Genomic DNA, 24,624 nt, shown 5'->3' with positions numbered 1-24,624 from the left:
AGCATGGCGGACATCGAGTACGACCCGGGGGACGCATCCGCGCTGAGCCGTGCGCTGCGTACCGCCGACAGCGTGCTCCGCGGGCAGGCGAGCAAACGCTCGGGAGCGGTGACGACGGGTCTGCGGGACTTCTCCGGTGCGTACGCCGACCGGTTCCGCGAAGCCGGCCTGACCGAAGCGGAGGACCGAGGCAAGCTCGCGGGGGTCCTCGCCGACTTCGCCGACGACATCGACGCGGTGAGTCGACAGGCCGAGGAGGAACGGCAGCGGATCAGCGACCACGACGCGTGGAAGCAGCGCGAGGTGCAACGAAACGCCTTCCTTGAGTCGTCCGGTGGGATCACGGGGCTCGCAGTGCCGCTCTGGGAGTTCGCCACCGACCGTGAGCCCTCGACCACGCCGATCACCCCGAAGCCGCTGACAGCTGCCTTCCATGCGCGGCAGCGTCCGCACTCGGCCGGCGGCGGTGACGGCAGTGGGAAGAGTTCTGCGAATCCGACCCACCTGCGCACGTTCGTGTCCACCACCCGATCTGCTGATCACGACGGCGACACGGAGTTGCAGCGGCTCAAGGCCGCCTGGTCGACCTTCAAGTCGTCGTGCTCATGGGCTGTCGTCGACGGGCAGAGCGCACTCAACGGATTCCGCCAGTACCTGGACCACAACGCGTCGGACTGCTCGTGGAGCGAGCACGTCGCCACCGCGTTCGAGCAGGCCGGGGGAGTCGGACCGCTGCCGGACCTCGTACTCGCCGTCGCCACGAACGGCCGGACACCACCGGTGCTCGACGCGTTGTTCGCCGAAGGGCTGACACCGGCCGAGGTCGCGGAGCGATGGACAGCATTCGGGTTGTCGAAGGCCGATGCGCCGGCACTCCGCGCGTTGCCGCGGTCGGTGCTCGAGCAGCTGGGCAACCTCGAGGGCGTTGCCTACTGGGCGCGGGACACGGCGAACCGGTCTGTGCTCGGGCTCCGCATCGACCAGGTTCAGAGCCAGTTGGCGACGGCGCACACCGGGTCCGCCTGGTCCGGTCAGTACGGCACGCCGTTCCAGCAGGAGATCGTCTCGCTTGAGAAGGAGCTGAATGCCCTGCTCAACATCGAGGCCACCCTGGGGAAGAAGGGTGACGGCCCACGTTCCCTGGTCTCCTTGACCGACGACGTCCCACCGCTCGCGGCGGTCTCGATCGGCGACCTCGACACAGCGGACAACGTGACCTGGGCAGTGCCGGGGATGAACACCACGACGGCGGACATGACGTCGTGGACGAACGCTGCCCAGAACATCTACAACCAACAGATCGTCGCCGACGGCGATCGCCACCGTGCGGTGATCTCCTGGATCGGTTACGAAACCCCGGAAGAGTTGACCGTCCTCGGGACAGCAAAGGCAGAAGCCGGCGCCGAGAAGCTAGCAGCCTCGGTGCGCGGCCTGGACGCCGTCCGAGCTGACGACGTCCCGACGACCAACATCGTGGCGCACTCCTACGGCACGACGACGGCAGGCGTGGCGCTCTCTCGATCGGACATCCACGTCGACCGGTTCGTGGCCCTGGCCTCCGCTGGTCTGCCGGACACGGTCGACTCAGCCGATGACCTGCACGCAGGCGAGGTGTACGCCGGACAAGCACGGAACGTGCTCTTCGACGAAGCAGGCAAGGGGGACGAGTTGGCGACTGTTGGTCGGAGCTTCAGCCGGGGGCACAGCGTCGACCCGTCGAAGCCGGGCTTCGGTGCCACGACGTTCGGAGCGAACGGCGGTACGGCGCCAGACGGCAGCACGACGAACCCGGTGTTGCACCACGATCCGTTGAACGCAGACGGTGGCGGGTACCTCGACCAGAACACTGAAACGCTCTACAACGTGGGCGCGGCTACGACCGGACGAGAAGACAAACTGACGGAGTTCGATCCGACGCCGCCGACCAAGCGGGACCAATGGCTGTTGGGCGTCAGAGAACCCGACGGTGGAGAGTGATGTCGATGCGTAGTCATGGTGGTCGCGTGGCCGGAGCGGTTCTCCTGCTCGCGCTGTTCACCGGATCGGCGGTCGGCTGCACACAACGTCCGGCCCATGAACCGCAAGCAGAGAGGACGCCCGCGGTGGATCCCGAGAGCGCGCAGCAAAGGATGGTCGACGTCGTGAAGGACGCGACGGAGAGCCTCGGCGGCGAGTGGCGAGTGCGTTCCGGACCGGACTACGCCGAAGCCTGCGAACTGCCGGATGGCGATCGCGGATCGAAGTGGACCTACTTCCTCACCCGAGCACAGATCGGCGACGTCGCCTCGGACGTCGCGAAGGTCGAAGCGCGATGGAGAGAGCAGGGCATGTCCGTCGATCGCTGGGGAACGAAGACGGAGCCGACGGTCGTGGGCCGCGGTGGCGCTCGCACCGACTCCGTCAGCTTCTCCGTTGCACCGAACCTGTACGTGATCCAGGGTGTCTCGTTGTGCTTTCCGGGCGACGCCGACGAGTTGTGACGGACTTGTTCAGCCCTCTTGCTTCCGGGGCAGGGCGCTCTGCTCGTGTGACCGCTTGCACTTTCGACGCTCGCCGGTTGTGCCCCAACGGTAGAGAACGCGCCTGTCCCGTCCGTTCTCTCGCGCGAAGCGGAGGAACAGGTGATCGACGCTATGAACGGCACGACCGGGCGGCTCGGCGCCGAGTGGCGACCGATCACTGGACCGTGCCCGCGGGAGTGCGATGCGCCGGAGGGTGATCTCGGCGCGCAGCGGCGGCACGTCGTCGGACGATCTGAAGCGGGGACCGCTGTCGGACACCAGCACGTTGGAACCACCATGTTCAGGGTGACGACGTCCGCTCTGGTGCTCGTGATGATCGTGACCGTGATCACGGGATGTGCTGAACAACCCGCGAAGAGGAAACCACCCGTGGACTCCGTGACCGCGCAGCGCCAGATGGTCGATGCGGTCGACGACGTCACCAGTCATCTCGGCGGCACGTGGAAGCCCCGAACTGGGCCCGACTATGCCGAAAGCTGTCGGCTGTCGGGAGGCGAGGACGGCGCGCAGTGGGTGTACCTCACCGGACGGACTGCTGGAGGCGACCCGGAGCGAGACGCTGCGGGAGCGGCCGATCGCTGGAAGGCTCAAGGTTTGAACGTCGAACGGTGGGGCGACGCGGCTCGACCTGCGGTCGTGGGGCGTGGTGGCAAAGCGGTCGATTCGATCAGCCTGTACGCCTACCCCGGCAACTACACGGTGCAGGCCGTGTCAGTCTGTTTCCCCGGCGACGCGGACGAGCTGTGAAGCGCGGAGGATCACCATGAACGGCACCCTGCGACGGACTTCAGCATGCGCGCTGGCGCTGTCGACGCGTACCCGGGCGACTCGACCGTCCGAGCGGCTCACTCTGCGCCCGTGGCGAGGCAAACCCACCGCCGAGCGCGCCGCTCGGGCGTCGGAGGAGCGGTGACGGCGGGCGCCGCCACCGTCGCTCTGCTACTGACCGGGTGCGCTCCAGCGGGAGCGCCCGAATCGAGACCGTCGCCGACGCCAGCGGTGACCGAGCGGGGCGCGGAACAACAGCTGATCGACGCTGTCGACGACGCCACGACGCGTCTCGGGGGCTATTGGAGATCGCGCACCGGTCCCGACGACTAGGTCGAGGGCTGAACGCTCTCGGACGGTGCGCAAGGCGCGCAGTCGCGGTACCTCGTCGGGAGCGGTTTCCCCTTGATCAGCGTCTACGCGTACTCCGGGAACCACACAGTCTAGGCCGTGTCCTCGTGTCGCCCAGGCGAAGGAGACGAGTTGGGAGCCAGCGACGGATGAACCCGCGATCTCGCTGCCCCGGCGTGAGCGCGGTGTTTCTCAGGCAACGCGGACGACAGCTCCTGAACCATTTCGCGGACCGGCGGGTGTGCGGCATGCGTGCGCGATCCTCCAGGCCGCAGCCCGTCTGTAGCGCTCCATCACGAAACCCCTCGAACTGGGGCCACGACCCACGCGCAGCGTTTCCGGCGCGTTACAGCGCGGTCGCGATCACGTAACCGATGCGGGAGGGCGTCCAGAGGGGTCCTGCACCGCCCGGCCGGTCGTGTACTGTCCTCACGATCGCCCGGTGCGCAGTGACTCCGGGCCGACTCCCGATCTCCCCGGAGGAACCCCCCGTGTCATCTCGTTCCCGTCGCATCGCCATGAGCGGCCTCGCGCTCGTCGGCACCGTCGCCGTGCTCGCCGGCTGTGCGTCCGCCCCGTCCGAGTCCACCTCGTCCAAGAAGTCCGACTTCCTGCCCTGCATGGTGTCCGACGCCGGTGGGTTCGACGACAAGTCGTTCAACCAGCTCGGCTACGAGGGCATGATCTCGGCCGCTGACGACCTCGGCGCCCAGACCAAGAAGGCCGAGTCCAAGGACGCGACCGTCTACGACTCGAACATCCAGCAGCTCGTCAGCCAGAACTGCAACCTCGTCATCACGGTCGGGTTCAACCTCGCCGCCTCGACGAAGAAGCAGGCCGCGGCGAACCCGGACACCGACTTCGCGATCATCGACGACAACTCGATCGACGCCAAGAACGTCAAGCCGATCACCTTCGACACCTCGCAGGCGGCCTTCCTGGCCGGCTACGCGGCCGCGTCCTACTCGAAGTCCGGCGTCGTCGGCACCTTCGGTGGCATGCAGATCCCGACCGTCACCATCTTCATGGACGGCTTCGCGGACGGCGTCGAGTACTACAACGAGCAGAAGAAGAAGGACGTCAAGGTCGTCGGCTGGGACGTCGCGAGCCAGAAGGGCTCCTTCACCGGTGGCTTCGAGGCCGGCACCCAGGCGAAGTCGGTCGCGCAGTCGCTGCTCGACCAGGACGCCGACGTGATCCTGCCGGTCGGTGGCCCGATCTACCAGAGTGCCGCCGAGGCCATCAAGGACGCCGACAACGGCTCCGTCCTGATCGGCGCGGACAGCGACCTCTACGAGGCCGACCCCCGCTACAAGGACATCGCCTTCACCTCGATCGAGAAGGGCATGAAGCCCGCCGTCAAGGACGTCGTCGAGCAGGCCGCCAAGGGCGACTTCGCGAAGACCCCGTACGTCGGCACGCTCGAGAACGACGGCGTTGGCATCGCGCCGTTCCACGACTACGAGTCCAAGGTCGACTCGGGTCTGCAGGGTGAGCTCGACGAGATCAAGGCCGGCATCATCGACGGTTCGATCAAGGTCGAGACCGAGGCCACCGTCAAGTAGTCCGTCGAACGCGGGCGGGGGAACACTCCTCCGCCCGCGTTCTCGCGCGCACGGGGACCGTCGCGCACCCGAGACAGAAATAGACTCACCGACATGAAGCTCGAACTCCGCGGCATCACGAAGCGGTTCGGCACCCTGGTCGCCAACGACCACATCTCGATCACCGTCGAACCGGGCGAGGTGCACTGTCTCCTCGGCGAGAACGGTGCGGGCAAGTCGACCCTCATGAACGTCCTCTACGGCATGTACCAGGCCGACGAGGGCGAGATCCTGCTCGACGACGTCGTCCAGCACTTCGACGGGCCGGGCGACGCCATGCGCTCCGGCATCGGCATGGTGCACCAGCACTTCATGCTCGTGCCGGTCTTCACCGTGGCCGAGAACGTCATGCTCGGGCAGGAGGAGACGTCGTTCGGCGGGCGTCTCGACCTCGCCGGCGCCCGGAAGCGCGTGCGGGAGATCTCCGCCCGGTTCGGGTTCGACGTCGATCCCGATGCACGGGTCGGCGACCTGCCGGTCGGTGTGCAGCAGCGCGTCGAGATCATCAAGGCGCTGTCCCGTGACGCCTCGGTCCTGGTGTTCGACGAGCCGACGGCCGTCCTCACTCCGCAGGAGACCGACGAGCTGATGGGCATCATGCGCCAGCTCCGCGAAGCCGGCACCGCCATCGTCTTCATCACGCACAAGCTCCGTGAGGTCCGCGAGGTCGCCGACCGCATCACTGTCATCCGCCTCGGCAAGGTCGTCGGCGAGGCGTCCCCGACGGCGTCGAACAGCGAGCTCGCGGCGCTCATGGTCGGCCGCAGCGTCGAACTCGTCGTGGACAAGGCCCCGGCCGCCCCGGGGGAGGCCGCGCTCGTCGTCGAGGACCTGACGGTCACCGACGCGGACGGCATCGTGCTCGTCGACGACGTGTCCTTCACGGTCCGTCGTGGCGAGGTGCTCGCCATCGCCGGCGTGCAGGGCAACGGGCAGACCGAGCTCACCGAGGCGATCATGGGCCTCGAGCCCGTCCGCTCCGGCCGCATCACGCTCGACGGGCGCGAGGTCACCGGCCGCAGCGTCAAGCAGATCCTCGACGCCGGCGTCGGGTTCGTGCCCGAGGACCGCAAGGAGGACGGGCTGGTCGGGGAGTTCACGATCGCCGAGAACCTCATGCTCGACCGTGCCGACGCCACCGAGTTCGTCCGTGCCGGCACCATCCGCGCCGCCGAGCGGGACACGTTCGCCGACGAGAAGATCGCCGAGTTCGACATCCGCACGCCCGGACGCACCACGGCAGCCGGTCGGCTCTCCGGCGGCAACCAGCAGAAGATCGTCCTCGCCCGCGAACTGAGCCGGCCCCTGCGGCTCTTCGTCGCCGCACAGCCCACGCGCGGCATCGACGTCGGGTCGATCGAGTTCGTGCACAAGCGCATCGTCGAGACCCGCGACAGCGGCGTCCCGGTGATCGTCGTCTCCACCGAGCTCGACGAGGTCGTCGCGCTCGCCGACCGGATCGCCGTGATGTACCGCGGCACGATCGTCGGCATCGTCCCGGCGTCCACACCCCGCGACGTCCTCGGACTCATGATGGCGGGCGAACTGCCCGCAGGAACGGAGCTCGCCGCGTGAGCGACACCACGCCGGAGCACGGCGGCGCCACCCCGCCGTCGAACCGCAGCACGACCCCCGTCGACGGGACCACGGGCCTCCCGGCCGGGTCCGATGCCACACCGGCGGTCGACGACCGCCTGCAGGAAGTGGCCGGACCGCCGCACCTGATGACCGACTCGGCAGCCGACAGCGAACGCCGTGAGGGCGGCGACGGGCGCTGGAGCGACGCGATGCGCAGCATCGTCAACGGCTCCGTCCTCACCACCGTGCTCGCGGTCGTCCTCGCCCTCGTCGCGAGCGGTGTCCTCATCGCGCTGACCGACAAGGACGTCCAGGCCGCGGCCGGGTACTTCTTCGCCCGACCGACCGACATGCTGCGCGCCGTCGGCACCGCGGTCGGCGGCTCCTACTCGTCGCTGTTCCAGGGTTCCGTCGTCAACTTCGGCGCCCCCTCGTTCGCGAGCGCGATCACGCCGATCACCCGCTCCGTCGACTACGCGGTGCCGCTCGTCGTCGCCGGGCTCGGCGTCGCCGTGGCCTTCCGCGCGGGCCTGTTCAACATCGGCGGCCAGGGGCAGGTCCTCATCGCCGCCGCGGCAGCTGGCTGGGTCGGGTTCTCGTTCGACCTGCCGGCCGCGGTGCACATCCCGCTGACGATCCTCGCCGGCATCGTCGGCGGCGCGGTCTGGGCCGGGCTCGTCGGCGTCATCAAGGCCCGGACCGGTGCCAACGAGGTCGTCCTGACGATCATGCTGAACTACGTCGCCCTCTACCTCCTCTCCTTCATGCTCCGGACCCCCGGGCTGCTGCAGGCCGGTGGGAGCCCGAACCCGATCTCCCCGGCGACCAAGGACAGCGCGCTGCTCCCGGCGCTGTTCGGGCCGCGCTTCGGCATCAACGTCGGCTTCGTCGTCGCGGTCATCGCGGTCGTCGTCGTCTGGTGGCTGCTCAACAAGTCCTCGCTCGGATTCCGCTTCCGGACCATCGGCGAGAACCCGCGGGCCGCTCGCGTCGCCGGCATGAGCGTGCCGAGCCTGACCATCTGGGTGCTCGTCATCTCCGGTGGACTGATCGGCATCGCCGGCGCCTACCAGGTCGAGGGCGCGGTCACGACCGGGTTCACGTCGGGCATCGACGCCGGCATCGGGTTCGACGCGATCACGGTCGCGCTCCTCGGGCGCTCGAAGCCCTGGGGGACCTTCTGGGCGGCGATCCTGTTCGGCGTGCTGAAGAACGGCGGCTACGCCATGCAGGCCGCCAACGGGATCCCGATCGACATCGTCGACGTCATCCAGGCCCTCATCGTCCTGTTCATCGCGGCCCCGCCGCTCGTGCGCGCGATCTTCCGGATCCCGCAGCCCGGCGCCCGTCGTCGCACCAAGCAGAGCACCAAGCGGAAGGCGGTCGCCGCGTGAGCACCCTCAGCCCCACCGCCGTCCCGGCGTCACCCGTCCCGGACCGCCCCGTCGAGACCACGAGGAGCTGGAAGGCGCCCGTCGCCTTCGTCGTCTTCTCGGTGCTCGCCGCCGTGCTGTTCCTCGGCGTCAACCGGGGTGGCACGACCACGTTCCGGCTCGCCAACGCCGGCGACTTCGTCCAGCTGCCGGACGTCGGCCTGCCCGCGTTCGCGACCGGCGTCGTCGTCGTCGTGGTCCTGTCGCTCCTCACGGCCGTCTCGTTCGTCCTGGTCGGCCGGTACCGTCCGGTGCCGCTGTGGCTGACGAGCGTGTTCGCCGTCGTGTTCGTCATCGGCTTCCTCACATGGGCGGCCGCGGACAAGACGGTCCCGCTGCCCGGCCTGCTCGTCGGTGCGATCGGCCTGAGCGTCCCGCTCGTGTTCGGTGCGCTCGGCGGCGTGATCTCCGAGCGGGTCGGTGTCGTCAACATCGCCATCGAGGGGCAGTTCCTCGCCGGTGCCTTCACCTCGGCGCTCATCGCGTCGCTGACCGGGTCCGCGTGGGTCGGTCTCGTCGGCGCCCTCGTCGCCGGTGTGCTCGTGTCGTTCGTCCTCGCGGCGTTCAGCATCAAGTACCTCGTCGACCAGGTCATCGTCGGCGTCGTCATCAACGCGTTCATCTCCGGGCTCACCGGCTTCCTGTACTCGCAGGTGCTGTCGCCGGACGAGGAGCGCCTGAACGTCGGTGTCACCTTCCCGCGCTTCGAGATCCCGGTCCTGCACCAGATCCCGGTGATCGGCCCGGTGCTGTTCGAGCAGACCGTCATCGTGTACCTGGCGTACATCGCGGTCGCCGTCGTGACGTTCGCCCTGTTCAAGACCCGCTGGGGTCTGCGGCTCCGCGCGGTCGGGGAGCACCCGGAAGCGGCGGACACGGTCGGCATCAACGTCACCGGGACGCGGTTCTGGAACGTCTCGATCGCCGGTGCGATCGCCGGCCTGGGTGGTGCGTACTTCACACTCGACGCGGTCGGACCGTTCACGAAGGACATGACGGACGGTGCGGGCTACATCGCCCTGGCCGCCGTCATCTTCGGGCGGTGGGACCCGATCCGGGCCACGCTCGCGGCGCTCCTGTTCGGGTTCGCCTCGAACCTGCAGAACACCCTCGGCGCGATCAACTCGCCGGTGCCGAGCGAGTTCCTGCTCATGCTGCCCTACGTCGTCACGATCTTCGCGGTCGCCGGTCTGGTCGGGCAGTCGCGGGGACCGGCGGCCGCCGGCAAGCCGTACATCAAGAACTAGCCGGGAGGCACGGCACATGACAGACACGAACGCTGCGGGACACGACGGGGTGGGGACCGACCCCGCGACCGGCGAGCCGGCCTGGACGGACCCGGCCACGACCCTCCCGGCCGACCCGGAGGCGCGGATCGACGGGAGCACGGCGGCGGCCGCCGACGGCGACGTCGACTGGGACGCGCTCCGCGAGGCCGCCACCACCGCGATGGGCCGCGCCTACGTGCCGTACTCGTCCTTCCCGGTGGGCGCCGCGGCACTCACCGACGACGGCCGGATCGTGTCCGGCTGCAACGTCGAGAACGCCTCGTACGGTGTGACCCTCTGCGCCGAGTGCTCGCTCGTGTCGCAACTCTTCATGACCGGCGGCGGCAAGCTCGTCGCGTTCACCTGCGTGGACGGCGACGGGGCGACCCTCATGCCGTGCGGCCGCTGCCGGCAACTGCTGTTCGAACACTCGGCCGAGGGCATGCTCCTCGAGACCGTCTCGGGCATCCGCACCATCGACGAGGTCCTGCCGGACGCCTTCGGCCCCCGGACCCTCGTCACCTACCAGCAGGAGCACTGACCATGGCAGTCGAGCCCTTCGACACCGTCGACCTCATCCGCACGAAGCGCTCGCACGGCGCCCTCTCCACGCCGGAGATCGACTGGCTGGTCGACGCCTACACGCGCGGCTACGTCGGGGACGAGCAGATGGCCGCGTTCGCGATGGCGGTCTTCCTGAACGGCATGGAGCGTCGGGAGATCAAGGACCTCACCCTCGCGATGATCGCGTCGGGGGAGCGGATGTCGTTCGGCTCGCTCGGCAAGACCACGGTCGACAAGCACTCCACCGGCGGCGTCGGCGACAAGATCACGCTGCCGCTCGCGCCCCTCGTCGCGACGTTCGGCGTCGCGGTCCCGCAGCTGTCCGGGCGCGGCCTCGGCCACACGGGCGGCACCCTCGACAAGCTCGAGTCGATCCCGGGCTGGCAGGCCGCGATCTCGAACGAGCGCATGACGGAGATCCTCGACCAGGTCGGCGCCGTCATCTGCGCCGCCGGCTCGGGCCTGGCCCCGGCCGACAAGAAGCTCTACGCCCTGCGGGACATCACCGGCACGGTCGAGTGCATCCCGCTCATCGCGTCGAGCATCATGTCGAAGAAGATCGCCGAGGGCACCGCGGCGCTCGTCCTCGACGTGAAGTTCGGCTCCGGCGCCTTCATGGAGGACTTCGAGCAGTCGAAGCTCCTCGCACAGACGATGGTCGACCTCGGCAAGGACGCGGGCGTCGCCACCTCGGCGCTCCTCACCGACATGGAGGTCCCGCTCGGCCTGACGATCGGCAACGCCCTCGAGGTCCGCGAGTCCGTCGAGGTCCTCGCCGGTGGCGGCCCCGCGGACGTCGTCGAGCTCACGGTCGCGCTGGCGGCCGAGATGCTGCGTCTGGCGGGGCAGCCCGACGCCGACCCCGCGGCGGCACTGGCCGACGGCCGGGCGATGGACACGTGGCGCCGGATGATCGAGGCCCAGGGCGGCGACGCCTCGGCCGCGCTGCCGGTCGCCGCGGAGACCCACGTCGTCACCGCGACCGAGTCCGGTGTCCTCGCCACGCAGGAGGCCCTGCCCTTCGGCATCGCGGCCTGGCGCCTCGGTGCCGGTCGTGCCCGCGCCCAGGACCCGGTGCAGGCCGGTGCCGGCATCGAGCTGCACGTCAAGCCGGGCGACACCGTCACGGCCGGCCAGCCCCTGTGGACGCTGCACACCGACGAGCCCGCGCGGTTCGAGCGCGCGCTCGAGTCGCTCGAGGGTGCCTGGTCGATCGGGGACTCCGCGCCGGAGCGCGGTCCGATCGTGCGCGAGCGGATCCAGTAGCGACGCGACCAGCAGCCGGACGGGAGGCCCGCCACACGTGCTGTGGCGGGCCTCCCGTCCGTCTCGTCCACCGTGGGGACGCGGTGGTCCGTCGTCCACGGTCCCGTGGGTCCGCGACTGCGGTGGCGCGTCCGCGACCGGTAGCCTTGGACGCATGAGCGACGCCGCCACGACCTACCGCCTGCCCGACGCCGGAGCGGTCATCAACGACCTGCCGAAGGTCTCGCTGCACGACCACCTGGACGGCGGACTCCGTCCGGCCACCGTCATCGAGCTCGCGGCGACCGACGGGGTCGACCTCCCGACCACGGACCCGGCCGAACTCGCCACCTGGTTCGCGGACCAGTCGAACTCGGGCTCCCTGGTCGAGTACCTGAAGACCTTCGACGTGACCACCGCCGTCATGCAGACCGCCGCCGGGCTCACCCGCGTCGCCCGCGAGTTCGTCGAGGACCTCGTCGCGGACGGCGTCGTCTACGGGGAGATCCGCTGGGCCCCCGAGCAGCACCTGCAGCGGGGGCTCACCCTCGACGAGACGGTGGAGGCCGTGCAAGCCGGCATCGAGGAGGCGGTCGACGCCGCCGGCGGGTCGATCCGCATCGGGCAGCTCGTCACGGCGATGCGGCACGCCGACCGGTCGATGGAGATCGCCGAACTCGCCGTGCGTCACCGCGACCGCGGCGTCGTCGGCTTCGACATCGCCGGGGCCGAGGCCGGCTTCCCGGCCTCGAACCACCGGGCGGCGTTCGAGTACCTCGCCTCCGAGCTCTTCCCCGTGACGGTGCACGCTGGCGAGGCCGACGGCCTCGCCTCCATCCGGTCGGCGCTCGTCGACGGTCGCGCCCTCCGCCTCGGGCACGGCGTGCGCGTGTTCGAGGACGTCACCCTGACCGACGGCGGTGACGGGTCCATGCTCGCCACGCTCGGCGAGGTCGCATCCTGGGTGCGGGACCGCGAGATCCCGCTCGAGGTCTCCCCGTCGTCGAACCTGCAGACCGGTGCGGTCGCCGCGTGGGGCGACGACCTGGCCGACCACCCGATCGACGTCCTGTACCAGCTCGGCTTCCGCGTCACGGTGAACACCGACAACCGCCTGATGAGCAACACCTCGCTGTCGAAGGAGCTGGCGCTGCTCGCCGGCACGTTCGGCTACGACCTCGACGACCTCGCCGCGTTCCAGATCAACGCGGCGCTCGGGTCGTTCCTGCCGCTCGAGGACCGCGAGGAGATCATCGCCGCGATCACCGCCGGGTACGCGGAGGCCTGATCCGATGGGGCTGCCGCCACTGCCGGACCCGGCCGTCGTGCTCGGGGCGTCCGCGTCCTCGTGGCGGGACGCGCTGCGGGCGGTCGGCGGCGCCCTCGTCGCATCGGGAGCGACCACCGAGGCGTACACCGACGCCATGACCGCCATGGTCGAGGAGCACGGGCCGTACATCGTCATCTCGCCGGGGCTCGCGTTCGCGCACGCCCGGCCGGGGTCGAGCGTCCTGCGGGACGGCCTGGCGGTCGTCACGCTGGCGTCGCCGGTGGTGTTCGGGCACCCGCACAACGACCCGGTGTCGGTCGTGCTCGGGCTCGCCGTCGCGGAGGTCGGCACACACCTCGAGTCGATCGGCGCGATCGCCAACCTGTTCAACGCCCCCTCGGTCACCGGGCGGCTCGCTGCCGCCGCCACGGCCGACGAGGTCCGGGCCATCATGGGAGTGACGACGGCATGAAGATCGTGACCATCTGCGGTGCCGGCATCGGCGCGAGCGCCATCCTCAAGGTCAACGCGGAGAAGGCGCTCGCCTCGCTCGGACTCACGGCCGAGGTGGTCGCGGCGGACGTCGCCTCCGTGCGGCAGGTCGCCGACGACGCCAACGTCATCCTGACGAGCCAGGAGTTCGTCGAGACCATCGGGACGACGTACGCCGAGGTCATCGTGATCCGGAACCACTTCGACCAGAGCGAGATCACGGCGGCTGTGGACAGGGCGCTCGGGTAGGGGTCGGGCCGGTACGATCGGCGCATGGTCAGCACCGACAACCCCCTGAACGACCCCGCCGTGGACCCCTTCGACGTGGCCCGTGACGCCGCAGCCGTCATCGCGTCCCGGTCCGGCATCGAGCGGCACGACGTCGCCCTGACGCTCGGCTCCGGCTGGGGGAAGGCCGCCGACCTCCTCGGGGAGACCGTGTCCGAGATCCCCGCGGCGGACGTCCCCGGCTTCAGCGCCTCGGCTGTGCCCGGACACTCCGGCACCGTCCGCTCCATCCGGCTCGCCGACGGCCGGCACGCGCTCGTCATCGGCGCTCGCACGCACTACTACGAGGGCCACGGCGTCCGTCGGGTCGTGCACAGCGTCCGCACCGCCGCCGCGACGGGTGCCTCGGTCATGGTGCTCACGAACGGCGCCGGTGGCATCAAGGAGACCTGGACGCCCGGCACGCCGGTCCTCATCAGCGACCACATCAACCTCACCGCCGACAGCCCGCTCGAGGGCGCGACGTTCATCGATCTGACGGACCTGTACTCGGCCCGTCTCCGCGCGGTGGCGAAGTCGATCGACCCCTCTCTCGACGAGGGCGTCTACACGCAGTTCCGCGGGCCGCACTACGAGACCCCGGCCGAGGTCCAGATGGCCAAGGCGATCGGCGGCCACATCGTGGGCATGTCGACCGCGCTCGAGGCCATCGGCGCCCGGCAGGCCGGCATGGAGGTCCTCGGCTTCTCGCTCATCACGAACCTCGCCGCGGGCATCCAGAAGACCCCGCTGTCGCACACCGAGGTGCTCGAGGCGGGCAAGCAGGCCGAGCCCGTGATCGCGGACCTGCTCGCCCGCGTGGTGGCCGCACTGTGACCCCCTACGACGGCCCGAGCGACGGTGCCCTCGCGGACGGCGACCTCGTCGACGGCGGCGACCTGGGGAACGGTGGCGACCTGGGGAACGGTGGCGTCCTGGGCGACGGTGGCGACCTGGGTGACAGGGGTGCGCCGGACGTGCTGGCGACCGCCCGTGCGTGGATCGAACAGGACCCCGACCAGGAGACCCGCGCGGAACTGCAGGAGCTGGTCGACGCGGCGGACACGGACGAACTGACAGCACGGTTCGCCGGTCGGCTGCAGTTCGGGACCGCCGGTCTCCGCGCCGAACTCGGTGCCGGTCCGCTGCGGATGAACCGAGTCGTCGTCACGCAGGCGGCCGCCGGTCTCGCCCGCTTCCTCATCGACTCCGGTCGTGACCGCAGCGTCGTGATCGGGTACGACGGTCGCGTCAACTCGGACGTCTTCGCTCGGGACTCCGCCGAGGTCATGCGCGGCCTCGGGCTCGACGTCACGCTGCTCCCGAGCGCGCTGCCGACGCCGCTCGTCGCGTTCGCCGTCCGGCACCTCGACGTCGGGGCCGGTGTCATGGTCACGGCCAGCCACAACCCGCCGCGGGACAACGGCTACAAGGTGTACCTCGGCGGTGCGGACGCGGGCTCGCAGATCGTGCCGCCGGTCGACGCCGAGATCGCCGCCGCGATCGACGTCGTCGCAGCGGGGGACATCCGGTCGCTCGACCGGGCGACGGACTACACCGTCGCGGACCAGACCCTCGTGCAGGCGTACGTCGACGCCACGGCCGCGACCGTGCCGGCCCCGCTCCTCGCGGTCGAGGCGCAGCCCTCCGTCGTCTACACGGCCATGCACGGCGTCGGGTGGGAGACGGCCCGGGCCGTGTTCACGCGTGCCGGCTTCCGTGAGCCCGCGGTGGTGCCCGAGCAGATCGAGCCGGACGGGGCGTTCCCGACGGTGTCCTTCCCGAACCCGGAGGAGCCGGGCGCGATGGACCTGTCGATCGCGCGCGGTGTCGAACTCGGAGCGGACCTCGTCATCGCCAACGACCCGGACGCCGACCGCCTGGCGCTCGCGATCCCCGACGGTGCCGGCTCCTACCGTCGACTCTCCGGCAACGAGGTCGGCTGGCTCCTCGGCTGGCGTGCCGCGGCCCGTGCTGCCGCCGCCGGCTCGACCGGGGTACTCGCCGCATCGATCGTCAGCTCGCCGGCGCTGTCCCGCGTCGCTGAACAGCACGGCCTCGGGTACCGCGACACCCTCACCGGGTTCAAGTGGGTCTCCCGCGTCCCCGACCTGCTGTTCGGTTACGAGGAAGCGCTGGGGTACCTCGTCGACCCGCAGGTCGTGCGCGACAAGGACGGCATCTCCGCCGCACTCGAACTGCTGTCGCTCGCGACCGAACTCGCTGCCGACGGGAGGACCATCGCCGACCAGCTCGATGCGTTCGCCGAGCGGTTCGGGGCGTTCTCCTCCGGGCAGGTCTCGACCCGCGTCGACGACCTGTCGCGCATCGGGGAGATCATGGCCTCCCTGCGATCGTCCACGCCGACGGAACTCGGCGGCATCACGATCACCTCGGTGACTGACTTCCTGGACGGCGTCGAGGGCTTCCCGCCGTCCGACATCCTGCGCTTCGACCTGGAGGGCGGGGCGCGGGTCATCGTCCGCCCGAGCGGCACGGAGCCCAAGGTGAAGGTCTACATCGACACCGTCGCGGCCACGTCGGCCGAGGCCGGCGCCATGACCGACCGCCTGGCGGCGGCGGTCCGCCCCCTCGTGTCGTAGCGCGCTCCGCACCGCGCACGCGCACGGTGCGCACCCGCACGCGGCGCACCCGCACAACGAGAACCCGCTCGAACCACTGGATCCAACGGTCCGAGCGGGTTCTCGTTGTGTCGGTGCGACCGGAACCGGGCTAGTCCTCCACGACGGGCGGCTTCCACGCTGGTGTCCACAGGTGGGTGGAGTCGATCGTCGCCGGACGGGCAGCGCACGAGGCTGCAGGGATGCAACGACTCCACATCATCAGGGGTGGCACTGCCGACCCCACCGGTCGACGAGGAGCCGACCTCGTCGCGGCTGCCGACCGAGGCGTCCTCGTCCGGCTCGCTCCCGGCAGGTACGTCGAGGCCGAGCGGTGGCGAGCGGCCGACGCCCGGACCCGTCACCTCGCCCGGATCGACGCGATCGACGACCGGATCGCGCAGCGGCTCGTCGTGTCCCACGTCTCGGCCGTCGCTCTGCACGGACTGCCCTGGAGCGGGGAACTGCCCGAGGTGGTCGACGTCATCGACCCGCACCGCGAGACCGCCCAGTCGCTCCGACTGCTGCGGAAGCACCCCGGGAAGGGGCGGGCGACACGCGTCGTCCGGACCCCGTCCGGTCGGGCGGTCACGGACCTGCTGACCACGGTCGTCGACATCGCGCTGACGCAGGAGCTCCGGCGCTCCGTCCCCGTGCTCGACGTCGCGTTGCAACGTGGCACAGACCGCGCGGCGCTCCAAGCGGAACTCAGCTCCCGGTCCGCTGTGCACGGCCGGGACCGTGCGCGGTTCGCGATCGCGTTCGCGGACCAGCGCACTGGATCGGTCGGGGAGTCCATCGCCCGGGTCGCGCTGGACGAGGTCGGGGCACCACGGCCGCGACTCCAGGTCGACTTCCAGGACCGAGCGGGTTTCGTCGCGCGGGTCGACTTCTGGTTCCCCGACCAGGGCGTCGTCCTCGAGTTCGACGGCGCGGCGAAGTACCGGGACCCGGCTCTGCGCGCTGCCGGCCTCACCGCCGAGGACGTCCTCGTCCAGGAGAAGCGTCGCGAGGACCGACTCCGACTCGTCCCGGAGGTGCGGCGGGTCGGGCGGTTCGGCTGGGCGGAGACGCAGGACACGAGCCTGCTGCGGGCACTGCTCGTGGGCCTCGGCCTCCCGCTGGAGGAGCGACGGTTCCGGACGATCCGGTGAACGACGGCAGCGGCACCGCGGGGTCCCAGCGCGGATCGGCGCCGCACAACGAAGACCGCCCCGAACCACGGATGGCCGTGGTTCGGGGCGGTTCGTGTTGTGCGGGTCCGACCGGCACCGCGGGGCACGCCGCGCGGCCCGCGCTACGCGAGCTCGAGCAGGACGTGCCCGGAGGAGACCGTCTGGCCCACGGGGGCGTTCAGCCCCGTGACGACGCCGTCCTTGTGCGCCTGGACGGGCTGCTCCATCTTCATGGCCTCGAGGACGACGAGCAGGTCGCCCTTGACGACGGTGTCGCCCTCGGCGACCGCGAGCTTCACGACGGTGGCCTGCATCGGCGACGCGACCGAGGAGCCCGACGCCGCGCGTCCACCCTTGACGGCCGAGGACCGGCGCTTGGGCGGCGCGGAGGGGCCGGACGGACGACGGGCGCCACCGGAGCCACCGACGATCGACGGCATCGTGACCTCGATGCGCTTGCCCTGCACCTCGACGACCACGCTGTCACGCTCGCCGGGGACCGGGAGCTCCTCGGGCTCACCGCTCCAGGCCGGGATCTCGTTGACGAAGTCGGTCTCGATCCACTGCGTGTAGATCGAGAACGGCGTGGCGTCGTCGGTCGCGAAGGCCGGGTCGCTGACGACCGCGCGGTGGAACGGGATGACGGTGGGGAGCCCGGCGACCTCGAACTCGGCGAGGGCGCGGCGGGAGCGCTCGAGGGCCTCGGCGCGGGTGGCGCCGGTCACGATGAGCTTCGCGAGCATCGAGTCGAACGAGCCGGAGACGACGTCGCCCGACACCACGCCGGAGTCGACCCGGACGCCGGGGCCCGACGGGGCGTTGAAGACGTGCACCGGACCCGGCGCGGGGAAGAAGTTGCGGCCCGGGTCCTCCCCGTTGATGCGGAACTCGAACGAGTGCCCGCGCGGGGTCGGGTCGGCGTAGTCGAGCGTGCCGCCCTCGGCGATGCGGAACTGCTCGCGGACGAGGTCGATGCCGGTGACCTCCTCGGACACGCAGTGCTCGACCTGGAGACGGGTGTTCACCTCGAGGAACGACACCGTGCCGTCGGCGCCGATGAGGAACTCACACGTGCCCGCGCCGACGTAGCCGACCTCGCGGAGGATCGCCTTCGACGACGCGTACAGCCGCTCCTGCTGGGAGTCCGTCAGGTACGGCGCCGGGGCCTCCTCGACGAGCTTCTGGTGCCGACGCTGCAGGGAGCAGTCACGCGTCGACACGACGACGACGTTGCCGTGCTCGTCGGCGAGGCACTGGGTCTCGACGTGGCGCGGCTTGTCGAGGTACTTCTCGACGAAGCACTCGCCGCGACCGAACGCGGCGATGGCCTCGCGCGTCGCGGACTCGAAGAGCTCCTCGACGGAGGCGCGGTCGCGCACGACCTTGAGGCCTCGACCACCGCCTCCGAAGGCGGCCTTGATCGCCACGGGCAGGCCGACCTGGTCGACGAAGTCGAAGACCTCGGACACGTCCTGCACCGGCTCGATGGTGCCGGGGGCGAGCGGCGCCCCGACCTTCTCGGCCACGTGCCGCGCGGAGACCTTGTCGCCGAGGCGCTCGATCGACTCGGGCGACGGGCCGATCCAGGTGAGTCCGGCGTCGATGACGGCCCGGGCGAAGTCGGCGTTCTCGGCGAGGAAGCCGTAGCCCGGGTGGACGGCGTCGGCACCGGAGCGGCGGGCGACCGAGATGATCTTCTCGATGACCAGGTAGGTGTCGGCGCTCGTGGTGCCGTTCAGCGCGTAGGCCTCGTCGGCGAGGCGTGCGTGCAGGGCGTCACGGTCCTGGTCGGCGTAGACCGCGACCGAGGCCTTGCCCGCGTCGCGGGCCGCGCGGATGATGCGGACGGCGATCTCGCCGCGGTTCGCGATGAGGACCTTGCTGATGCGGGGCATGGAACATCAGCGTATTCGTGTGCCGAGGTCGTGTTTTGACCGGCATCCACAAGAAACCCCTCGGGATGCAGGTGGATGTCTACAGCGCCCAGAGGTCGTGCCAGGCGAGCCCGAAGCCCCGGAGGAGCATCGACCGGAGCACGGGGAGCGAGAGTCCGACGACCGCGGACGGTGTCCCGTCGATCCGCGCGATGTAGGCGGCCGCCCGGCCGTCGATCGTGAAGGCCCCGGCCACCTCGAGGGGCTCGCCCGTGGCGACGTAGGCGTCGATCTCCGCCGGGGACATGTCGTCGGCGAAGGTGAGGACAGCGCTGTCGACCGCGACCACGCGGTCGCCGTCGACGACGAGTGCCGACCCGCCGGCCGCGACGGCGCCCAGCGACGGGACCGCGTCGGTCGACGCCGACGTCCCGGACCCGGTCCGCGCCGGTGCTGCGGATCGGACGGGAGGCTCGTCGCCCGCCCGCCCCGCGCCTCCCGGCCCCGACACGGCCGGTCCGCTGCTGGCCCGCCGGTCGATGACGCAGTGGCCGCTCCACAGCGTCCCGCCACCGGCGGCGAGCATCTGTCGCCAGCGCTCCCGGGCGACCTCCGGGTCGTGCGGCTTGCCGTACAGCTGCCCGTCGACCTCGAACGCCGAGTCGCCGCCGAAGACGATGCCGTCGAGCGGAGCGCCGTCGTCGACCGCCACCGAGCCGTCGGCGACCGCGGTGGCCTTGGCGACCGCGAGCAGCGCCACGAGCTCCGGTCCGGTGAGGTCCCGCCCGAGCCGCTCCCGTTCCGCGGCGCCCACCGCGTCCTCGTCGACGCCCGGCGACACGAGCACCGGCTCGATCCCGGACTGCGCCAGGAGCGCACGACGGGCGGGGGAGGTGCTCGCGAGGTACAGACGCATGGGAACATCGAACCATGGGTGAATCCGTCGGCACACTGCTCGAACTCGACGTCACCGGGATCGCCCACGGCGGCATCTCGGTGGCACGGCACGAGGGACGCGTGGTGTTCGTCACGGACGCGGTCCCCGGGGAGCGGGTCATCGCCCGCGTGACCGAGGACCGGAAGAAGTCGTTCTGGCGCGCCGACACGGTCGAGGTCCTCGATCCGAGCGAGCACCGTGTCGACCACGTCTGGCCGGAGGCGGCTCTGGACCGTGACCCCGCCGTCCGCCCGGGCGGCGCCGAGTTCGGGCACATCGCCCTGGCCCACCAGCGGACCCTGAAGCGGGACGTCCTCGTCGACTCGTTCTCGCGGTTCGGCCGGATCGACCTCGACGACCTGCTCGGCACGCCCGTCGTCGTGGAGTCGGCGCCTGGCGACGACGAGTCGGACGGCCTCGGGTGGCGCACCCGCATCCGGCTGCACGTCGACGCCGACGGCACGCCCGGCCCCTTCGCTGCGCGGTCGCACACCGTCGTCCCGGTCACCTCGCTGCCGCTCGCGACCGCCGCCGTGCAGGCGTCCGCACCGATCGCCCGCGGCTCGATGCCGGGGGCGGAGGTCGTCGACGTCCTCAGCCCGAGCGGCTCCGAGGGAGCCCGGCTCGTGGTCGACGCCCAGCGTCCGACCGTCGTGCACGAGGTCGTCGGCGACCGGACCTTCGCCGTGGACGACACCGGCTTCTGGCAGGTGCACCGGGCGGCGCCCGCCGTCCTCACCGCCGCCGTGCACGACCTGGTCGACCCCGCGCGCCTGGACCCGGAGGGCCAGCACCTCGACCTGTACGGCGGCGTCGGCCTCCTCGCCGCCGCGCTCGCCGACCTCGCCGGCCCACGTGCCCGGGTCACGAGCGTCGAGAGCGCGACCCGGGCGACGGAGCACGCGCAGGAGAACCTCGCCGAGTGGATCGGTGCCCGTGCCGAGACCGGCCGGGTCGACCGCTGGTTGGCCCGCACGGTCGAGCAGGCCTCGCGTCCGGAGCGCGACCGCCTCCGCGCCGGCACCGTGGTGCTCGACCCGCCCCGGGCCGGTGCCGGTCGGGACGTCGTGGTGTCCGTCGCGGCGCTGCAGCCGGCCCAGGTCGTCTACGTCGCCTGCGACCCGGTCGCACTGGCACGGGACGTGGCCACCTTCGCCGACCTCGGCTACCGGCTGGAGGCCCTGCGTGCCTTCGACCTCTTCCCGCACACCCACCACCTGGAGGCCGTGGCCCGTCTGGTGCCGGTCGCCTGAGCCGGTCGGCGCATCCGGCCCGGCACTTCCGTCGCGGGGTACGAAGCTGGCCCTGACCTGGGTATCCTTGGTGTCTGGACGGCCGTCGGGACAGGGCCCGGTGCGTCGTCACAACGAGAGGCAACCGTGGGAGACACCACCAGCACATCGACCGGCACGACAGGGACTGCCGGTCTCGGGACACGACCGGTCCGGGTCGCCGTCGTGGACGACCACGAGTCGGTCCGACTGGGCATCCAGGCCGCCTGCCAGAACGAGGGGTTCGAGGTGGTCCTCACCGCCGCGAGCGTCCCGGAGTACATCGCACAGCTCGGCGGACGCGAGGTCGACGTCGTCGTCCTCGACCTGTCGCTCGGTGACGGCTCGACGGTGACCGAGAACGTCAAGGGCGTGCAGGGCACCGGCTCCGCCGTCCTCGTGCACAGCATCGCCGACCGCGTTGCGAACGTGCGCGAGGCACTGGCGGCAGGGGCCGCCGGCGTCATCCCGAAGTCCTCCGCCACGAAGACCGTGATGGCGGCCGTGGCGACCGTCGCTCGTGGCGACGTCCTCAACAACCTCGAGTGGGCGAGCGCGATCGACGCCGACCGGGACTTCGCGAAGGCGCAGCTCGGCCGACGTGAGCGGGAGATCCTGCACCTGTACGCATCGGGGCTGCCGCTCAAGCTCGCGGCCCAGCAGCTCGGCATCGGGTACTCGACCGCGCGGGAGTACCTCGACCGCATCCGCGTGAAGTACGTCGAGGTCGGCCGTCCGGCCCCGACCAAGGTCGACCTGCTCCGTCGTGCGGTGGAGGACGGGATCCTGCCGGGGCTCGACTCCGGCATCGACCCCGACGGCGATGGCCGCTGACGACGTCTGCGCCCGGCGGTCCTCGTGACGGCCGAGGCGGTCGTCACGTCGACGTCCACCATGGCGGACCCGTCCCGGTCCGTGCGCGCCACGATCACGCAGGCGTCCCTGGACCGGGCGTTCACGATCCTCATGGCGATCGCGGCGATCGGGTTCGGCGCGGTGAACACACCGTCGCTGTTCAAGCAGCTGCCGTTGCTCGATGCGTTCTGGGCGCCGGCGACGACCATCGTGGTCGGGCTGTCGCTCCTGGCGGTCGGCGCGTCGGCGTTCGCGCAGCGGTGGGCGCAGCCCGCGCAGATCCTCTGCGCGCTGCTGTTCTTCGTCGCGCTGGTGACCTTCCCGCTGACCGTCCGTGAACCGCTCTCGGCGGCCGAGATCCCGTGGCCGTGGTGGCTCTGCAACGTCGGCACCATCGCCGCGTCCCTCAGCTTCGCCACCTGGCGGGCGGCGGTCTACAACGCGCTCGTCCCGATCGTGTACATCGTGCTGCGGTTGTCGCCGGCGGGTGGGGCGGTCGGCCTCCAGCGCGCGCTGCTCGACGGCGTGTACACCGCCGTCCTCGGCACCGCGGCGCTCGTGCTCATCGTGGTGTTGCGTCGGGCCGCCGCGGCCGTGGACGTCGCCCAGGCGACCGCGGTGCGCCGCTACTCGCGGGCGATCCGCGAGCACGCCACCGAGGTCGAGCGCGTCCAGGTCGACGCGATCGTGCACGACAGCGTGCTCACGACCCTGCTGTCCGCAGCCCGGGCGGACACGCCCGAGGCGAAGACGCTCGCGGCCCGGATGGCACGCAACGCGATCGACCACCTCGCCGCCGCGGCCGCGGACGGTCCGGGGGAGGACCCGGCGGTGCCGTTCTCCGCGCTCCGGGACCGGATCGTCACCTCGGTGACCACGCTCGCCGCTCCCGTCGAGGTGCGCAGCGTCCCGTCCGACGGACCCGCCGTGCCGACCTCCGCCGCCGACGCCCTCGCGTCCGCCGCACTGCAGGCAGCGGTCAACAGCGTCCAGCATGCGGGAACGGACGCGCACCGGTGGGTGACGATCGACGCCGCGGACGGCAGGGTGCGGGTCGAGGTGGCCGACGACGGTGCCGGGTTCGACCAGCGGACGGTCCCCGCCGCGCGACTCGGCGTCCGGCGGTCGATCATCGAGCGGATGGCGGCGGCAGACGGCGTCGCCGAGGTGCTGTCGGCGCCGGGGTCCGGGACGCGTGTCGTGCTCCGGTGGCCCGCGCCGCAGCCGGCCCTCGGGACGGAGGGCCTCCGGTGAGGGCGTCGGTCACGGCCGGCAGCGCCACCGGGCTGGCTGCGTTGTTCTCGCTCGTGCACCTGGTGCTCGCCGTGTCCACGCTGCCCACCGACCCCGCCGACGCTGCCCGTGTCGTGTCGTGCATGGTCCTCTACGCCGCGGCCACCGCACTCGCGCTGTTCGTGCGCGGTCCGGTGTTGCCGGTGTGGGTCGCGTGCTTCGCGCTCGCCACCGCGATCGTCATGCCCGTCGTCTGTGCGCCGGCGGTCGACCTCAGCGTCGCACCGACCTACTCGACGTGGTGGATCGCGGCGGTCGGCACGCTAATGGTCGTGCTCGCCGTCCGGCAGCGTGGCCCGTTCGCCTGGGCCGGGGTGCTTTTCTGCACCGTGCACTCGGTCGCGTGGGCCGGGCCCGGTGCGCTCGGCGAGCTCGGCGCACTCGGCAGCGTCATCTGGCTGTCGGTGGCGACCGGGTTCGCGATCGCGATGAACCACGCCAACCGGATCACCCGGGACTTCGTCCGGGCCGAGCAAGAGACGGTCGACTGGCAGGCGGCGCAGGACGCGCACGTGTCGGAGCGGCAGGTGCGCCTCGGGCAGACCACCCGGATGGCGCTGCCGATGCTGCAGCGCATCATCGACACCTGCGGCGACCTCGACGCGGACGAGCGCGCGGAGAGCCTGCACCTCGAGCAGGCGATCCGGGACGAGATCCGTGGACGCTCCCTGCTGTCCGACGACGTCCGGGGCGAGGTGATGCGCCTCCGTCGCCGGGGCGCGGTCGTCCAACTGCACGACGACGGCGGTCTCGACGACCTCGACGCGACCGAGCTGGCACGCGTGCACGCCGAACTCGCGGACGCACTGCGGCGTGCGTTCGCTGCCCAGGCGGACAACGTGATCGTGCGGACCGTCCCGGACGGTGCCGACGAAGCCGTGACGGTTGTCGGGCTGCGTCTCGACGCGGCGGAGAGCGAGTCGGCGGCCCTGGGCGCGGCGGACGAGGACGACGACGAGGACGACGACTCGGTGGCGCTCTGGCTGGAGATCCCGCGGGCGGCGCCGGCGACCGCGAGCGGCGCGTAGCCGTACCGCCGCGGGCTCGTGTCGGCACTGCCGCAGGTGCGGGGCCGCACTACCGCGGGCGCAGCACTGCCGCAGGCGCGCCCGCACTGCTGCACGGGGTGCCGGAGACGGGAACGGGCCGGTCGGAGCTACCGACCGGCCCGTTCGCGACCCGAGGCAGAGCGACAACCCGAATATCGCCCTGACTCGTCACGGTGGTGGCTTCGTA

General features: G+C 71.1%; 21 protein-coding genes. 19 read left to right on the top strand and 2 right to left on the bottom strand.

What is annotated here, in order from left to right; genetic code table 11:
* Window positions 1-3: 3 nt before the first annotated feature.
* The 15 genes from DEI84_RS05355 to DEI84_RS05285 all read left to right on the top strand — a co-directional run bounded on the left by DEI84_RS05355 (window position 4) and on the right by DEI84_RS05285 (window position 17,137).
* A complete protein-coding gene (locus tag DEI84_RS05355) occupies window positions 4-1,977 on the top strand; it encodes an alpha/beta hydrolase (protein ID WP_110889970.1) in 1,974 nt (657 codons plus the stop codon).
* Window positions 1,977-2,480, top strand: coding sequence for a hypothetical protein (locus DEI84_RS05350; protein WP_146236313.1), 504 nt, complete (start codon window positions 1,977-1,979; stop codon window positions 2,478-2,480). The genes DEI84_RS05355 and DEI84_RS05350 overlap by 1 nt, the downstream gene beginning before the upstream one ends.
* Before the next feature lie 153 nt (window positions 2,481-2,633).
* Window positions 2,634-3,269 (top strand): hypothetical protein, encoded by a 636-nt coding sequence (locus tag DEI84_RS05345; protein ID WP_146236312.1) that lies wholly within the window; start codon window positions 2,634-2,636, stop codon window positions 3,267-3,269.
* Window positions 3,270-4,132: 863 nt separating this feature from the next.
* Window positions 4,133-5,206, top strand: a complete 1,074-nt coding sequence (locus tag DEI84_RS05340) for a BMP family protein (protein WP_110889967.1) — start codon at window positions 4,133-4,135, stop codon at window positions 5,204-5,206.
* 93 nt (window positions 5,207-5,299) lie between these two features.
* Entirely contained in the window at window positions 5,300-6,820 is a 1,521-nt protein-coding gene (locus DEI84_RS05335; RefSeq protein ID WP_110824553.1) for an ABC transporter ATP-binding protein, read from the top strand.
* Window positions 6,817-8,217 carry an ABC transporter permease gene (locus DEI84_RS05330; protein WP_375342332.1) on the top strand — a complete coding sequence of 467 codons (1,401 nt, stop codon included), beginning with the start codon at window positions 6,817-6,819 and terminating at the stop codon, window positions 8,215-8,217. Before DEI84_RS05335 ends, DEI84_RS05330 begins: the two co-directional genes overlap by 4 nt.
* On the top strand, window positions 8,214-9,503 hold the full coding sequence (locus tag DEI84_RS05325) for an ABC transporter permease (protein WP_110889966.1): 1,290 nt from the start codon (window positions 8,214-8,216) through the stop codon (window positions 9,501-9,503). The genes DEI84_RS05330 and DEI84_RS05325 overlap by 4 nt, the downstream gene beginning before the upstream one ends.
* A gap of 127 nt (window positions 9,504-9,630) precedes the next feature.
* Window positions 9,631-10,065, top strand: a complete 435-nt coding sequence (locus tag DEI84_RS05320) for a cytidine deaminase (RefSeq protein WP_258367396.1) — start codon at window positions 9,631-9,633, stop codon at window positions 10,063-10,065.
* A gap of 2 nt (window positions 10,066-10,067) precedes the next feature.
* The gene (locus DEI84_RS05315) at window positions 10,068-11,354 is read left to right on the top strand and encodes a thymidine phosphorylase (protein ID WP_110889964.1); all 1,287 of its coding nucleotides are present in this window, start codon (window positions 10,068-10,070) and stop codon (window positions 11,352-11,354) included.
* Between the two features lie 154 nt (window positions 11,355-11,508).
* On the top strand, window positions 11,509-12,621 hold the full coding sequence (locus tag DEI84_RS05310) for an adenosine deaminase (protein ID WP_110889963.1): 1,113 nt from the start codon (window positions 11,509-11,511) through the stop codon (window positions 12,619-12,621).
* A 4-nt stretch (window positions 12,622-12,625) separates the two neighbouring features.
* On the top strand, window positions 12,626-13,075 hold the full coding sequence (locus DEI84_RS05305) for a PTS sugar transporter subunit IIA (protein ID WP_110889962.1): 450 nt from the start codon (window positions 12,626-12,628) through the stop codon (window positions 13,073-13,075).
* Window positions 13,072-13,344: a PTS sugar transporter subunit IIB gene (locus DEI84_RS05300; RefSeq protein WP_110824547.1), complete on the top strand. Its 273-nt coding sequence runs from the start codon at window positions 13,072-13,074 to the stop codon at window positions 13,342-13,344. Before DEI84_RS05305 ends, DEI84_RS05300 begins: the two co-directional genes overlap by 4 nt.
* Before the next feature lie 24 nt (window positions 13,345-13,368).
* A complete protein-coding gene (locus DEI84_RS05295; protein WP_110889961.1) occupies window positions 13,369-14,199 on the top strand; it encodes a purine-nucleoside phosphorylase in 831 nt (276 codons plus the stop codon).
* 98 nt (window positions 14,200-14,297) lie between these two features.
* Window positions 14,298-15,965, top strand: a complete 1,668-nt coding sequence (locus tag DEI84_RS05290; protein WP_375537644.1) for a phospho-sugar mutase — start codon at window positions 14,298-14,300, stop codon at window positions 15,963-15,965.
* 221 nt (window positions 15,966-16,186) lie between these two features.
* A complete protein-coding gene (locus DEI84_RS05285) occupies window positions 16,187-17,137 on the top strand; it encodes a hypothetical protein (RefSeq protein ID WP_146234082.1) in 951 nt (316 codons plus the stop codon).
* A gap of 143 nt (window positions 17,138-17,280) precedes the next feature.
* On the opposite strand, the gene DEI84_RS05280 is transcribed toward DEI84_RS05285, so the two are convergent.
* Together DEI84_RS05280 and DEI84_RS05275 are read right to left on the bottom strand one after the other, a co-directional pair.
* Window positions 17,281-19,053: a biotin carboxylase N-terminal domain-containing protein gene (locus tag DEI84_RS05280; RefSeq protein ID WP_110824544.1), complete on the bottom strand. Its 1,773-nt coding sequence runs from the start codon at window positions 19,051-19,053 to the stop codon at window positions 17,281-17,283.
* Between the two features lie 79 nt (window positions 19,054-19,132).
* Window positions 19,133-19,948: a nucleoside triphosphate pyrophosphatase gene (locus DEI84_RS05275; protein WP_110889959.1), complete on the bottom strand. Its 816-nt coding sequence runs from the start codon at window positions 19,946-19,948 to the stop codon at window positions 19,133-19,135.
* Window positions 19,949-19,962: 14 nt separating this feature from the next.
* On the opposite strand from DEI84_RS05275, the gene DEI84_RS05270 reads away from it, so the two are divergent.
* The 4 genes from DEI84_RS05270 to DEI84_RS05255 all read left to right on the top strand — a co-directional run bounded on the left by DEI84_RS05270 (window position 19,963) and on the right by DEI84_RS05255 (window position 24,416).
* Window positions 19,963-21,222 carry a class I SAM-dependent RNA methyltransferase gene (locus tag DEI84_RS05270; RefSeq protein ID WP_110889958.1) on the top strand — a complete coding sequence of 420 codons (1,260 nt, stop codon included), beginning with the start codon at window positions 19,963-19,965 and terminating at the stop codon, window positions 21,220-21,222.
* A gap of 126 nt (window positions 21,223-21,348) precedes the next feature.
* Window positions 21,349-22,074, top strand: coding sequence for a response regulator transcription factor (locus tag DEI84_RS05265; protein WP_181419566.1), 726 nt, complete (start codon window positions 21,349-21,351; stop codon window positions 22,072-22,074).
* A 24-nt stretch (window positions 22,075-22,098) separates the two neighbouring features.
* Window positions 22,099-23,349 (top strand): sensor histidine kinase, encoded by a 1,251-nt coding sequence (locus DEI84_RS05260; RefSeq protein WP_110889957.1) that lies wholly within the window; start codon window positions 22,099-22,101, stop codon window positions 23,347-23,349.
* Entirely contained in the window at window positions 23,346-24,416 is a 1,071-nt protein-coding gene (locus tag DEI84_RS05255) for a hypothetical protein (protein ID WP_110889956.1), read from the top strand. The genes DEI84_RS05260 and DEI84_RS05255 overlap by 4 nt, the downstream gene beginning before the upstream one ends.
* Window positions 24,417-24,624: the final 208 nt, after the last annotated feature.

It is taken from the genome of Curtobacterium sp. MCBD17_023, assembly GCF_003224415.1.
Taxonomy (GTDB): Bacteria; Actinomycetota; Actinomycetes; order Actinomycetales; family Microbacteriaceae; genus Curtobacterium.
The sequence above is the reverse complement of the archived record's forward strand: the minus strand, read 5'-3'. Positions and strand labels throughout refer to the sequence as shown.

Excerpts from the sequence above, each read along its gene's own strand:
- DEI84_RS05355 (WP_110889970.1), top strand. The coding sequence starts at position 4 with ATGGCGGACATCGAGTACGACCCGGGGGACGCATCCGCGCTGAGCCGT.
- DEI84_RS05350 (WP_146236313.1), top strand. The coding sequence starts at position 1,977 with ATGTCGATGCGTAGTCATGGTGGTCGCGTGGCCGGAGCGGTTCTCCTG.
- DEI84_RS05345 (WP_146236312.1), top strand. The coding sequence starts at position 2,634 with ATGAACGGCACGACCGGGCGGCTCGGCGCCGAGTGGCGACCGATCACT.
- DEI84_RS05335 (WP_110824553.1), top strand. The coding sequence starts at position 5,300 with ATGAAGCTCGAACTCCGCGGCATCACGAAGCGGTTCGGCACCCTGGTC.
- DEI84_RS05315 (WP_110889964.1), top strand. The coding sequence starts at position 10,068 with ATGGCAGTCGAGCCCTTCGACACCGTCGACCTCATCCGCACGAAGCGC.
- DEI84_RS05310 (WP_110889963.1), top strand. The coding sequence starts at position 11,509 with ATGAGCGACGCCGCCACGACCTACCGCCTGCCCGACGCCGGAGCGGTC.
- DEI84_RS05305 (WP_110889962.1), top strand. The coding sequence starts at position 12,626 with ATGGGGCTGCCGCCACTGCCGGACCCGGCCGTCGTGCTCGGGGCGTCC.
- DEI84_RS05300 (WP_110824547.1), top strand. The coding sequence starts at position 13,072 with ATGAAGATCGTGACCATCTGCGGTGCCGGCATCGGCGCGAGCGCCATC.
- DEI84_RS05295 (WP_110889961.1), top strand. The coding sequence starts at position 13,369 with ATGGTCAGCACCGACAACCCCCTGAACGACCCCGCCGTGGACCCCTTC.
- DEI84_RS05285 (WP_146234082.1), top strand. The coding sequence starts at position 16,187 with ATGCAACGACTCCACATCATCAGGGGTGGCACTGCCGACCCCACCGGT.
- DEI84_RS05280 (WP_110824544.1), bottom strand. The coding sequence starts at position 19,053 with ATGCCCCGCATCAGCAAGGTCCTCATCGCGAACCGCGGCGAGATCGCC.
- DEI84_RS05275 (WP_110889959.1), bottom strand. The coding sequence starts at position 19,948 with ATGCGTCTGTACCTCGCGAGCACCTCCCCCGCCCGTCGTGCGCTCCTG.
- DEI84_RS05270 (WP_110889958.1), top strand. The coding sequence starts at position 19,963 with ATGGGTGAATCCGTCGGCACACTGCTCGAACTCGACGTCACCGGGATC.